General features: G+C 54.2%; 10 protein-coding genes. 6 read left to right on the forward strand and 4 right to left on the reverse strand.

Annotated elements, in window-relative coordinates:
- Positions 1 to 33 precede the first annotated feature (33 nt).
- From KZ483_RS28385 to KZ483_RS08290, 4 genes are all read right to left on the reverse strand, one after another.
- Positions 34 to 162 (reverse strand): hypothetical protein, encoded by a 129-nt coding sequence (locus tag KZ483_RS28385; protein ID WP_258881588.1) that lies wholly within the window; start codon positions 160 to 162, stop codon positions 34 to 36.
- A 54-nt stretch (positions 163 to 216) separates the two neighbouring features.
- The gene (locus tag KZ483_RS08280; protein ID WP_220352182.1) at positions 217 to 732 is read right to left on the reverse strand and encodes a dihydrofolate reductase family protein; all 516 of its coding nucleotides are present in this window, start codon (positions 730 to 732) and stop codon (positions 217 to 219) included.
- A 322-nt stretch (positions 733 to 1,054) separates the two neighbouring features.
- On the reverse strand, positions 1,055 to 2,092 hold the full coding sequence (locus KZ483_RS08285; RefSeq protein WP_220352183.1) for a ribonucleotide-diphosphate reductase subunit beta: 1,038 nt from the start codon (positions 2,090 to 2,092) through the stop codon (positions 1,055 to 1,057).
- 115 nt (positions 2,093 to 2,207) lie between these two features.
- Positions 2,208 to 4,433: a ribonucleoside-diphosphate reductase subunit alpha gene (locus tag KZ483_RS08290; RefSeq protein ID WP_220352184.1), complete on the reverse strand. Its 2,226-nt coding sequence runs from the start codon at positions 4,431 to 4,433 to the stop codon at positions 2,208 to 2,210.
- A gap of 501 nt (positions 4,434 to 4,934) precedes the next feature.
- On the opposite strand from KZ483_RS08290, the gene KZ483_RS08295 reads away from it, so the two are divergent.
- The 6 genes from KZ483_RS08295 to pheT all read left to right on the forward strand — a co-directional run bounded on the left by KZ483_RS08295 (position 4,935) and on the right by pheT (position 13,075).
- Complete coding sequence (locus tag KZ483_RS08295; protein ID WP_220352185.1) at positions 4,935 to 6,593, forward strand: copper resistance CopC/CopD family protein; 1,659 nt, start codon at positions 4,935 to 4,937, stop codon at positions 6,591 to 6,593.
- 3 nt (positions 6,594 to 6,596) lie between these two features.
- Positions 6,597 to 7,496: a sensor histidine kinase gene (locus KZ483_RS08300; protein WP_258881589.1), complete on the forward strand. Its 900-nt coding sequence runs from the start codon at positions 6,597 to 6,599 to the stop codon at positions 7,494 to 7,496.
- A gap of 30 nt (positions 7,497 to 7,526) precedes the next feature.
- Positions 7,527 to 8,255, forward strand: coding sequence for a response regulator (locus KZ483_RS08305; protein WP_220352186.1), 729 nt, complete (start codon positions 7,527 to 7,529; stop codon positions 8,253 to 8,255).
- Between the two features lie 144 nt (positions 8,256 to 8,399).
- On the forward strand, positions 8,400 to 9,092 hold the full coding sequence (locus tag KZ483_RS08310) for a YcnI family copper-binding membrane protein (RefSeq protein ID WP_220352187.1): 693 nt from the start codon (positions 8,400 to 8,402) through the stop codon (positions 9,090 to 9,092).
- Between the two features lie 487 nt (positions 9,093 to 9,579).
- Positions 9,580 to 10,614 carry a phenylalanine--tRNA ligase subunit alpha gene (gene pheS, locus KZ483_RS08315; protein WP_220352188.1) on the forward strand — a complete coding sequence of 345 codons (1,035 nt, stop codon included), beginning with the start codon at positions 9,580 to 9,582 and terminating at the stop codon, positions 10,612 to 10,614.
- 16 nt (positions 10,615 to 10,630) lie between these two features.
- Positions 10,631 to 13,075, forward strand: coding sequence for a phenylalanine--tRNA ligase subunit beta (pheT, locus tag KZ483_RS08320; protein ID WP_220352189.1), 2,445 nt, complete (start codon positions 10,631 to 10,633; stop codon positions 13,073 to 13,075).
- Positions 13,076 to 13,086: the final 11 nt, after the last annotated feature.

Raw genomic sequence — 13,086 nt, forward strand, 5'->3', positions numbered from 1 at the left:
AGTCCGGGCCGGGGCATACGCCGTTCATACGTCTTATTGACGAGCCTCAAGCGCTTCAGGGCAGCATAAATCCCCGCAAGCACAGGCAAGCGGGGATTCGCAGGTCGCAAAAACTATTCTATTATTTTGAATTTCCGGATTATTGCAGCCTTTTGCTGCCATGACTGATGCTGCATCTTTATCCGGCTGCACCGCTGATTACTGGCCATGCAGGACCTAACGGCTTATCGCATAGTGCATCTGAACGACTCCGCCGCCGAGGGGCATGAAATTCAGCAGCTGCACATCTTTGTAACGGTAATTTTCTTGATCGATCAGAAGATTATATCCCTTACCCTCGAGCACCGGTGCTACATTGAAGATCAGCTCATCTACAAGCTCTTGACCTAAAAATGCATTATGCAGGTCCGCACCGGCCCCTATTATAGCGGTTTGATGCCCTTTGTGCTCCAAGTGGTTCAGCGCTTCCTGCGGCGATCTCGCAACCGTAACCCCCGGATAGTCTTCGGCGTTCTTGGAAACCACTACGATATCCAGATCGGCTAAGGGACCAGGGGCGCGTCCATCGCTTCCCAGCATTCCTTCGAATGTTCGGCGTCCGACAATAAAGTTTCCTGCAGCCATGGCCTGCTTGACGAAATCATCAAATGCTTCCTTCTTCGGCGGATTTTCGGGACTGGACTGCGCATAGTTCCCGTTGGCGCTTAACGTTGCCCATAAAATAGTTTTCATATTGATTCCTCCCTATTTTTTTGAAACGCTCTTGAAATAGATGCCCGGAACGGTGGGCTGATTCTCTTACTTCAATTATTTTCCTTCCTTATCCACAATAGTAACGGACTATGGTACATCTGAAAAGTAGTTACATTAAAGTGCAATAGTTTCATAAAATGAACTATGGGAAATCACTGAAGGTGACGGCGATCGGGTGAAGAAGAGGAAGCGTGATTGGATAGTCTTGCGGTGCTGCAACCGCTCCTGCGGGCGAGGTAACATGGAATAAAAAAAACGCTCATGCCTCATGTAGAAGCGTGAGCGTTCACTGGTTTTAGACTTACAGGTCGCCCCAGTTAAGGTTGGACGATTTACTGTAATTGGTCACCTTTTGTTCGAAGAAATCTGTCTTCATTCCGTTCATGTTGCTGAAGCTCTCAACCCATTTCATCGGGTGCTCGACGACCTCGGGGAATAGGATGTCAAGACCGAGCTTCCGCAAACGTTCGTTCGAAAGGAATTTAATATATTGATCGATGATTTCATTGGTAATGCCGGCAATTTGATTGTTCGTGATGTATTGTCCCCATTCGATTTCGTGCTCGACGGCCGTCCGCATCATCTGCCGCAGCTCCTCGATAAGCACAGGTGTGAACAGTTCAGGGTTTTCCTTGCGGATTTCGCGGAAAATACCTTGGAAGAGTGCAAGGTGAGTCAGCTCGTCGCGTTGAATATATTTGATTTCGGACACGGTGCCGAGCATTTTGCCTTGACGTCCGAGGGCGTAGAAGAAGCTGAAGCCGCTGTAGAAATAAATGCCCTCGAGAATGTAGTTGGCCATAATCGTCTTGATCAGATTTTGCGAAGACGGATTGGCGATGAAATTTTCATACAGGTCGGTTATGAACCGGTTTCGTTTGAGCAGGTTTTTGTCCTCGCGCCACAAGTTGTAAATTTGATCGCGCACTTCCGCCGAGCAGACGCTGTCCAGAATGTAGGAATACGACTGGCTGTGAACCGCCTCCTGGAACGTATGAACGGTTAGACACAGATTGACTTCCGGCGCAGTGACGTACTCGTTTACATTCGGCAGGTTGGCCGTTTGCAGCGAGTCCAGGAAGATCAGGAAGCTGATAATTTTATCGTAGCTGTTGCGCTCGGAGAGCGTCAGGTTACGGTAGTCTTTGGCATCCTGGGCAAGAGGAATTTCTTCCGGAATCCAGAAGTTGTTCATCATGGTGCGGTACATTTTGGTAGCCCAGTCGTATTTCACGTTATTCAGCTCGATAAGGTTCGTTGTGTTTCCGCCGATCATGCGGCGTTTGCCCCAGTCGCGGTCGCCATCCTCGTTAAAGAGTTTCTTCTTTTGCAATTCCATTGGCTTGCTTCCTCCTTTAATACATTTAAAGCGCTGCAGGGCCGAGGGCATATATGCTTCTATGAAGCGCTCGTCAAACGGGACCCTGGTACGAAGAGAGCAAAACTGCAGCGCTTTACGCGCTGCAGCTTACGCAATCTTCAACTTCGAGACTCTTGTTACGGCAATAGTATACCGTTTTTAAGCCGTTTTCCCAAGCGGCCATATACAGCTCGAGAAATTCCTTGGCCGTATAATCCGGCGTAATATACAGATTGAACGACTGCGCCTGATCGATGTGGCGCTGGCGGCGGCCCGCCGCCTTGATGCTCCAGTGCTGGTCAATATGATGCGCTTCTTTATAGAACCAGAACGTCTCATCGCTCAGGTTAGGAGCCGTTTGCGGGATTACCGCGTTTTTCTTCTCTTCGACGAAAAACTTATTGAAGATCGGATCGATCCCCGCCGTTGAACCGGCAATAAGGGAGGTTGAAGCGGTCGGCGCGATGGCGAACATCCAGGCATTCCGGACGCCGTATTCGGCCACGTCCTTCCTCAGCTTCTGCCAGTGCGGACTGACATAGTCCCGGCGGTCGAAAAACTCGCCCGTATGCCATTCGCTGCCCTCGAATACTTTGTAGGCGCCTTTTTCCTTGGCGATTTCCATCGACGCTTTGACGGCGCAGTAATTAATCCACTCGTAAAGCTGGTCAGCCTGCTCCAGATGGTCTTCGGATTCCCAGGCGATTCCATTGAGCGCCAGCCACTGATGATAACCGCTGGTCCCGAGACCGACGGCGCGGTATTTCTGGTTCGTGATTTCCGCCTGCGGAATCGGATAATGGTTCAAGTCGATTACGTTGTCCATCATCCGCATCTGGCAAGTGACAACTTCCTCGATGTCCTCGCGTGACCTCGTGCGGCCGAGATTAAGCGAAGAGAGGTTGCACACTACATAATCGCCGCTCTTGATTTGCGTCGTGATTACGCCGTCCTCATGCGTCGTGGACACATATTCGGTCGGGCTCATGTTTTGGCAAATTTCCGTACACAGGTTCGAGCAGTAAATAATGCCCTTATGCTTGTTCGGGTTGGCGCGGTTAACCGCGTCGCGGAAGAAGACGAACGGCGTGCCCGTCTCAAACGAGCTGGTCAGAATGCGCTTCATAATATCGATCGCAGGCACTTCGTCGCGGGAGATCTGCGGATGGTTCACGCACTCCTCGTAGCGCTGCTCCCATTCCTCGCCCCAAGCGTCCTCAAGTGACCAGCCCATATAATTGCGGACCTCATGCGGGTCGAACAGACAGAACGTTTCACGCTCCTGCACCTTCCGCATGAACAGATCGGGAATGCAGACCCCCGGGAAAATATCATGCGCCTTCATCCGGTCGTCGCCGTTGTTCGTTTTGAGGTTAAGGAAGTCAAGAATGTCTTTGTGCCAAATGTCCAGGTAAACGGCGACTGCGCCGGAACGGACGCCAAGCTGATCGACAGCGATTGCGGTATTGTTATAGTTCTTGATCCATGGAACAACGCCGCCGGCCACGCCTTTGTAACCGCGGATGTTGGAGCCGCGGCTGCGCACCTTGCCGACATAGATGCCCATGCCTCCGCCGAATTTCGATACCTGGGCGAAGCTGGAATCCACGTTGTAGATGCCCCACAGGTTGTCCGGCACCGTATCGATAAAGCAGCTGGACAGCTGATGGAACGGTTTACGGGCATTCGCCAGCGTCGGAGTGGCGACCGTCATCTGCAGGCGGCTGAGCACATCATAAAATTTGCGGGCCCAAGCCAGCTTGTCCTTTTCCTTCATCGCAAGATGCATGGCAACGCCCATAAACAGTTCCTGAGGCAGCTCAAGCACATCGCCGTTGAAGCTTTTAATGAGATAACGGTCGGACAGCGTTTTGAGACCGATATAATTGAATAGATAGTCGCGCTCGGGCACGATGTAGTTGCCAAGCTCGCGGATTTCCTCCCGGGTATAATACTCTAATATGTATTTGCCGTATAGTCCCTTGTCGGTCAAGTACGTGATCAGGGAGTAGAAATCGCCGTAACCGAAATAGCCGTACTTGCGATTGATCGCGGATTCTTTATAAAGATCGTACACCAGAAGCTTGGCCGCAACGTACTGCCAGTTCGGCTGTTCGATGCTTGTCTTCTCGACCGCCACTTGGATGAGCGTACGCTGAATTTCTTTGGTCGTGATGTTGTTGCGGAAGTACGGCAGCAGAGCCGTTTCGAGCTCAAGCGGGTCGCAGTCATTGTAACCGACGCAGGAGAAATCGATAACCTTCTTCAGCTTGGAAAATATGAGTTCTTCTTTCTGGCCGTTCCTCTTGATAATATCCACGAGAGTACGTCACTCCTTGTCGAAGGGCGTCGATCTTAAGCCCTAAATACACAATATATTGATATCACTTAACTAAATTACACCAATATATAGTGGTGTGTCAAGGCTATATCATTCGACAAACGGGACTCTTAAAGCGCCGGAAAAGGGTGTGAAAAGAGAATGAAAACGTATAGTTACGGCTTTTTTTTGCTGCCGGATTTCCCCTCTCCGCTCAAAACGTCCCTGAGAAATATTTGGAGTTATCATAAAATTTTCGGATTTGGAATTGGTACTGGTATGATAGGTTTAGTACACTTAAAGCTAGGCCAATTTTATAAATTATGAGTAAAGGTATTCGCTCTGCTTTCTAAGCTTTCCAAATGGAGAAACGGCACTTTCGCGTGAGAAGGGTCCGGACTCAGCCAGGCGCGAAAGGACACCAGCGCCGGTCGTTCGCGGAGGGCCAGCAGTTTCTTCTTGGGATCGGTCATCTATGAGAGGACGTGAAATTCAACAGTTATGATGTTTACTAAACGCAAGCTTCCCTCTATATCCGGAATATGCTCCGCTCTCGCCGTCTGCATGATTCTGTGCATGGCGTTGTTCGGGATGCCGAAGACCGCCGATGCCCATGCTTTGCTCGAACAATCAGTGCCTGAACCGAATACAAGGCTGGACGGAAGTCCGCCGGCCGTTGAGCTGACATTCAATGAATCGATCGAGTCGCAGGTCGGTTCGCTCGAGGTGCTGGATTCCAAATCGCATTCGGTTACGGCCAATGAACCAGTCGCGAGCACCGACCATAAATCGTTGAAGCTTCTGCTGCCGAAGCTCGGCGAAGGCGTGTACACCGTTTCTTATCAAATTATTTCGGCGGACGGTCATCCCGTCAGCGGCTCCTATGTATTTGTCGTGGGCAATCCCCCCGAAGGGAAGGATGCATCCTCGTTCGACCCGCATAAGGAGCTCGGTCATGAAGGGCACAGCGCTTCTACACAGCTGACCACCGGGGAGTTTATTCTCTATGCGGTGCGGATCGCTTATTATGCCGCGCTGCTGATAGCCGCGGGAATGATGATTTGGTCGGTATTGCTGCCGCGCGGAGCAGACGGGACGTTCGCCGCCGCTCTGCGCAAATGGGAGCTGCCTGGAATGCGAACGCTGACGGTAGCTGCGCTGCTCTATGTTTTTGTCCATGCCCGCGAAATCCTGCAGGGCTATCCCGCGGACGAGTATAACCGGTTGTTCCTGTTAACATCGATTGGCCGTGAATGGATCGCCCTGGTGCTGCTTGTGTTTGCGGGGTTCGGCGTACTGAGGCTTGGACGGCCGTTCAGGGCGGTCTGGGCGGCGGCCGTGCTTAGCCTTGAGAGCTGGAGCGGACACGCCGTCGTATTTAAACCGGTGGCGCTGACGGTGCTCTTTGACTTTATTCATCTTGCGGCTGCGGCTGTGTGGGCCGGCGGCTTCGTCCTGCTGCTTACGCTCTGGTTTGCCGACCGGAAGGATGCGGGGCGTTTTGCTGTCATATTCTCGAAGGCGGCACTTTTGTCTATCTCGGCTCTCGTCGTCACGGGCATAGGCATGACACTGCTTTTCCTGCCTTCCTTGCAATACTTATTTTACACGTCATGGGGAACGCTTCTACTGGTAAAATCAGGCCTCGTACTCATTGTGCTCGTTGTCGGAGGAATCCTTCATCTGCGGATCAGGCGCGGCGATCTTCCCGCCTCCGCGCTGCTGCGCATGGACGGAGCGTTAATGGCCCTCATAATAACTATTGCTGCGCTCTTCACTTATATCAGCCCTTTGCCGGCCAATGAACCGGTATCGTACCATAAAATGGGCGAAGAAATGCATTTGACGCTGAGAATTTCGCCGAACAGGCCCGGTGTCAATCAATTTATCGTCAAGGTATGGCTGCCGGACAAGGTCGGCCAGCCGAAGTCGATCATTTTGCGGCTGCGTTCCGAGGACCGCAAGGAGCTGGGGCCGATCGACATACCGGTAAAGCCGTATGAGGACAAAGAAATTACGTCTTTTGACGGGTATGTGAAAGCCGCTTACAGCGCCGAAGGACCTTTCATTCCTTTTGCCGGACGCTGGATGGCGGAAATTAGGGTAATGGACAAGGACGATAACGAGAAGGTGGAACAATACGAGTTCCGCAATTATTGATTAATGTATCTTTCAAATCGCGGAGGGGTGGATGTGATGCCGTACAAACGGATCAAATGGCTCATACTGTGGATACCGACTGTGACGATCGCATTATGGGAATATGTGCGGCACGTTTTTCTTCTGCCTTATGTATCGATGGACCTTGGCAATGCGCTTGCTCCGGTCATTATTCTGGCGGTGACGGCGACGCTCGGGCTCAAGCTGTTTCGGATGCTCGAGCAAACAAGCGAGCTGCTTCAGCAGGAGAGGGCGGCCAAAGCCGCGTTCATGGAGCGGGAACAGCTGGCGCGTGAGCTTCACGACGGCATTTCGCAATCGTTGTTTCTGCTGTCGGTCAAGCTGGATAAGCTTGAGCACGCTCAAGGCAGCGAGCATGTGAAAGAAACGGCCGGACAAATTCGCCAGACGGTGCGTCATGTGTATGAAGATGTTCGGCAATGGATAGATAGTCTGCGCAGCGAGCCGTCCAGGACAGCCGTGCAGTGGATGGATGCCGTACGCGAGATGGCGGAAGAACTTCGGCGCGGAGGGCTGCAGGTCGAGCTGGATTGGAGGCTCTCGGACAGCAGGCTTACGGGCAAAGAGAAGATAGAGCTGCTGTCTATAGTAAGGGAAGCGATGCTGAATGTGCAGAAACACGCCTGCGCAGCGCGCCTGACGGTACGCGCAACTCCTGAACCGGCCGCAGAAGACGGGGCATTCAGCTGCACGGTTGAGGATGACGGAGTCGGAGCGGAGGAAAGCCGATTGGCTGCCAAAGGCCGCTACGGCGTAAGAATGATGAGGGACCGCGCGGCAGCGATGGGATGGAATTTCGCCATCCGCCGAATTGATAAGCGTGAGGACGGACTTCAAAGCGGTACAGTTGTCGAGGTCACGAAGACAAGAGCGCGCGAATGATCAAGGGGAAGCTGAAAAGGGGATAGCGGGATGACCGGAGAGAAAAGGATACGCGTACTGCTGGCTGATGACCATCCGCACGGCCGGGAAGGCATGCGGGAGATTGTAGGGATCGATCCCGCCTTTGAAATTGTCGGGGAAGCGGCCGACGGCCAACAGGCGGTACTGCTTGCGGCGGAGAAGAGCCCGGATCTAGTGCTGATGGATATTAACATGCCGGTCATGAACGGAATGGAGGCCACGCAGCATATCAAAGCGATCGATCCCCGCATCAAAATCGTAATGGTGACCGTTTCGGGCGAGATTACCGATTTGTTCGAAGCGATCAAACGCGGTGCTCAGGGCTACTTGCTCAAAAACCTGTTGCCCTCCTCATGGATCGAGTACCTGCGCGCAGTCGCGATCGACGAAGCGCCACTCTCGAAGGAGCTCGCGTTTCGGCTGCTGCAGGAGTTCGGAGGCAGACAGCCCGGGGTAAAGCCATCTTCCACATCATCAGATGGGGTAGAAGGCACAAAGTGGAACCGGGCGCAGCACGGCAGTGCGGGAACCGACGGCAAGTCGCCGCTAACACAGCGCGAGCGCGAAGTGCTCGAGCGGGTCGCATCCGGCGACTCGAATCGGCAGATCGCGGAAGGCTTTGGCCTGTCCGAGCACACTGTGAAAAACCATCTCAAAAACATTTTGCAGAAGCTTCATCTCGACAACCGTGTGCAGCTCACGCGTTATGCGCTGGAAAAAGGGCTGCTGAACCGTTAAGGGCGCCACGTATCTGTCACAATCTTATAGCCCTATCGAGTCATGTTAAGCTTTCGGCACAACGGTATAATAAGCGTGCATTACAGACAAGGGATCGTAAATCAACCGGGAAAAAGCACGTATTCTGTTAGGGGGCAAACTGAGATGATTCAAAGGAAAAAATGGCCGGTCGCCGGTATCGCGTTACTTTCGCTATTCTTGTTCGCCGGCCTTGCGAGCGCACATGTTACGGTGCAGCCGAGCGAAACGAAACAGGGCAGCTACGAGGTGTTTACGGTACGCGTGCCGAGCGAGGAAGAAAACGTAACCACCAAATCAATCAGAGTAAAGGTTCCCGAGGGTGTTGCCGTCAGCAGGACACAGCCGAAGCCTGGCTGGAAAACGCAGCTGGAGACCGCCGCGGACGGAAGCATTACTTCCATTACATGGACGGCCGATGGTCCGGGACTTTCGCAAACTGAATTTGATGAATTCCGCGTGCAGGGAAAAGTCGCTGCGGACGCCAAGGAGCTCATCTGGAAGGCTTACCAAACCTACAGCGACAACAAGGTCGTGGAGTGGACCGGTGCAGCCGGCTCGGACTATCCGGCTTCCGTTACGACCGTGATGGCCGGAACCGGCGGGAATGACGGCCACGGCGGCGCGTCGGCGCCTGCTGCGGACGGTGAATCAGCGGCGGTGGCGTCTGACGGCCATGCTGCGGATACCGCAGCTGGAACTGCGGCGGGCAGCGGAAGCGGCACGATGGAAGCAGTAACGCTGGCGGTGACGATAGCCGCGCTTGTCCTTTCAGTGGCGGCGCTGATTACAGCCTTGGCTAAGCGCCGCAAGGCTTAGGCCCATGCAGTGAAAGAAGCAAACCCAATGTTCAATAGCACAAGCGGTCTGCAGTGCACGCACAATACCGGCAAGAAGTTTTTTCATCCACAGCTTTGTTACAAGACCCATGCAAGCGCGGTGTTGCGAAGACGCCGCGCTTTGCTTATAATAGTTAATTAAGTAAGTTAGTGATACGAACATGCATTGACGGAGATAAGTAGGCCGCATTTCGCGCACAGGGAGAAGACGCCGCAGATTGAGAGCGTCTTCGCAGGTCGAATGCCGCTGAAGTTCACTCCCGAGCAGACTCTTGAACGTGCGCACCGCGCGCCAGTAGGGAAGTCCGGGTTCCGGCCCGTTACAGCCGGCAAGAGGGATTGCAAGCTCTGGCGGCACAAAGGGTCATGCGGCGGCGGCAATCCGAATTTAGGGTGGTACCACGGTTCTTTCGTCCCTTACGGGGAGAGAGGGCCTTTTTATTTTGCACAGAAGGGAATGGATGGCAATGAAAGAACGACTGGAAGCATTGCGGACGGAGGCGCTGCAGGAGCTGCAGAATGCCCCTTCTCCGCAGCAGCTGAACGACCTGCGGGTCAAATATTTGGGCAAGAAGGGCGCTTTAACGGAGATATTGCGCGGCATGGGCGGCCTCAGCGCCGAAGAGCGTCCGGTTATCGGCCAAGTCGGCAACGAGGTTCGCGCGGCGATCGAGGAAGTGATTGAAGCGAAGCAAGCGGCATTCCAGCAGGCGGAGACCGAAAACCGGCTTCGCGAGGAGAAAATCGACGTGACGCTGCCGGGCAAACGTTTGCCCGCCGGTGCCGTCCACCCGCTGAACAAGATCGTGCAGGAGATTGAAGATATTTTCATTGGGCTCGGCTATACCGTTGCGGAAGGTCCTGAGGTTGAGACGGATTATTTCAACTTTGAGGCTCTCAATCTGCCGAAGGACCATCCGGCACGCGATATGCAGGATTCGTTCTATATTACGGACGACATATTGATGCGCACGCAAACGTCGCCGGTGCAGGTGCGGACGATGAAGGCGATGAACGGCAAGACTCCGGTGAAGGTTATTTGTCCGGGCAAAGTATACCGCCGTGACGATGATGACGCTACGCATTCGTTCCAGTTCAACCAGATTGAAGGGCTCGTGGTGGGGCCTAACATCAGAATGAGCGATCTGAAGGGGACGCTTCTGCAGTTCGCGCAGCTCATGTTCGGCAAACAGGCTCAGATTCGTCTGCGTCCGAGCTTCTTTCCTTTCACCGAGCCGAGCGCCGAGGTTGATATAAGCTGTTCGCAATGCGGCGGTCACGGCTGCCGGATGTGCAAGCATACCGGCTGGCTTGAAATACTCGGCTGCGGCATGGTTCACCCGCGCGTGCTTGAAATGGGCGGCTACGACCCAAATGAGGTGAGCGGCTTTGCATTCGGTATGGGCGTGGAACGTATCGCTCTGCTCAAATACGATATCGACGACATTCGTCATTTCTACACGAACGATCTGCGCTTCTTAAGCCAGTTTGTCCGAATGTAATTGGGGGGCCAATAAAATGAACGTATCTTATAAATGGTTAAGCGAATATGTGGACTTGCACGGCTATACCGGCGGACAGCTGGCGGAGCTGATGACAAGCGGAGGCATTGAAATCGATGTAGTGGAAAGCCGTAATAAAGGTGTGACCGGTGTGGTCGTTGGGCTCGTGCTGACCCGTGAGAAGCACCCGGATGCCGATAAACTAAGCGTCTGCACGGTGGATGTCGGAGGAAACGAACCGCTGCAGATCGTTTGCGGCGCGAAGAATGTAGCTGCGGGGCAGCTTGTTCCGGTGGCGACGGTCGGCGCGAAGCTGCCGGGTGATTTTGCCATTAAACGGGCAAAGCTGCGCGGGGTGGAGTCGCAGGGAATGATTTGTTCCGCCAAGGAGCTTGGCCTGAACGAAAAGCTGCTGCCTAAGGAGCAGCAGGAGGGCATTCTCGTACTCCCGGAAGGAACGCCTGTCGGCGAGTCGATCCTGAACGTGCTTGCCATTGACGATGAAGTGCTGGAGCTGGATCTCACGCCCAACCGCTCGGACTGCCTGAGTATGCTCGGAGTCGCCTATGAAGTTGGCGCGCTGACCGGGCGGCAGGTAAAGCTTCCGGACAACCGGGTAAGCGATTCGGCGGAGCAAGCATCATCCCGCGTAACGGTCCGCATTGAAGCGCCGGAGCAATGCACGCATTACGCGGCGCGTTACATTAAAGGCGTGAAGATCGGTCCGGCGCCGCTGTGGATGCAAAACCGTCTCATGGCGGCCGGGATTCGCCCGATCAACAACGTAGTCGATATTACTAACTTCGTAATGCTTGAATATGGTCAGCCGCTTCATGCTTTCGACGCGGACAAGGTAGAAGGCGGACGCATAGTGGTGCGCCTTGCCCGCGAAGGCGAGACGATGGTCACGCTTGACGATCAGGAACGCAGGCTTGAGCCCCACATGCTGCTTATTACAGACGGGGAGCGGCCGATTGCCCTGGCAGGTGTCATGGGTGGAGCGACCTCAGAGGTGACGGGCGAAACGGTCAATATTTTGCTCGAGTCGGCGCGCTTCGACGGCAGTACGGTGCGTAAAACATCGCGTCAGATCGGTTTGCGGTCGGAATCGAGCATACGCTTCGAGAAAGGCGTCGATCCCGCGCGCGTTATTCCGGCGCTGGACCGGGCGGCCTCGCTCATGGGGCGATTGGCCGATGGTCATGTACTGGAAGGCGTCGCCCAGTCGGTCCCTTCGAAGCCTGAGCATGCGGTCGTAACCGTTTCGCTGGACAAAATTAACCGTTACTTGGGAACCGAGCTGTCAATGCTGGAGACGGAGACGATTTTCTCGCGGCTGCAGTTCCCATTCGAGGTATCCGGTGATGGAGTGTTCGCCGTGAATGTCCCTTCGCGGCGCGGCGATATTACGCGCGACGTCGATTTAATCGAAGAAGTCGCGCGGTTATACGGCTATGACAATATTCCGACTACTGCAATCGAAGGGGCTTCGACGCCGGGCGCTCTTACCAAGCCGCAGGCTATTCGCCGCGAGCTGCGCAAACGGCTTACGGATGCCGGGCTGACCGAGATTATCTCCTACTCGTTCACGCACCCGGATCGTACGAAGCTGCTTCCGGCGCTTACCGGAGATGCGGTCCAGCCTGTGCGTCTCTCTCTCCCTATGAGCGAAGACCGCAGCGTGCTGCGCACGAGCCTGCTTCCGCAGATGCTTGAAACCGCCGTATATAACCGAAACCGCAAGAACGATAACCTGTCGATATTCGAAATCGGCAGTGTCTTCCATACCGACGAAACAGAGCTTACGCGACTTCCGCACGAGAAACACAGGCTTGCAGTGCTCCTCACCGGCAATCGTGTTGAAGCGGCATGGAACCGCAAAGCGGAACCTGTCGATTTCTACGATGTGAAGGGCGTCCTCGAAACGATAGCGGATGTTCTCGGCGTGAGCGGACTGATAGGATACGAACCTGCCGAGCCGGAGCATATGCATCCAGGCCGCACAGCTGCGGTTGTGTTTCAGAACGAGCGTGGTCCGGAGACGATCGGCTATCTCGGCCAGCTTCATCCGACTCTCCAGCTGGAGCATGGTCTTGGCGATGTTTATGTGATGGAACTCGAGCTTGAACCGCTTTACGATCAGGCGGATTTCAAAATTACGTATCAAGTGCTCCCGCGTTATCCGGCCATGCAGCGTGACATTGCGCTCCTGCTGGACCGCGAAGTGGAAGCCGGCAAGCTACTTGAAACGGTGCGCGAAACGGCAGGCGCGCTTCTCGAGTCGGTGGACATATTCGACGTCTACACTGGCGAGAAGCTCGGGGCTGAGAAGAAAAGCGTGGCATTGTCGCTTATTTACCGGCACGCCGACCGGACGCTCACCGATGAAGAGGTAACGGAGCTGCACCATGGGGTCGTAACAAAATTGGAACAATCTTTTGCCGCGGAATTGCGTAAATAGGCAGGAGATGC

The organism is Paenibacillus sp. sptzw28 (assembly GCF_019550795.1).
Lineage (GTDB): Bacteria > Bacillota > Bacilli > Paenibacillales > Paenibacillaceae > Paenibacillus_Z.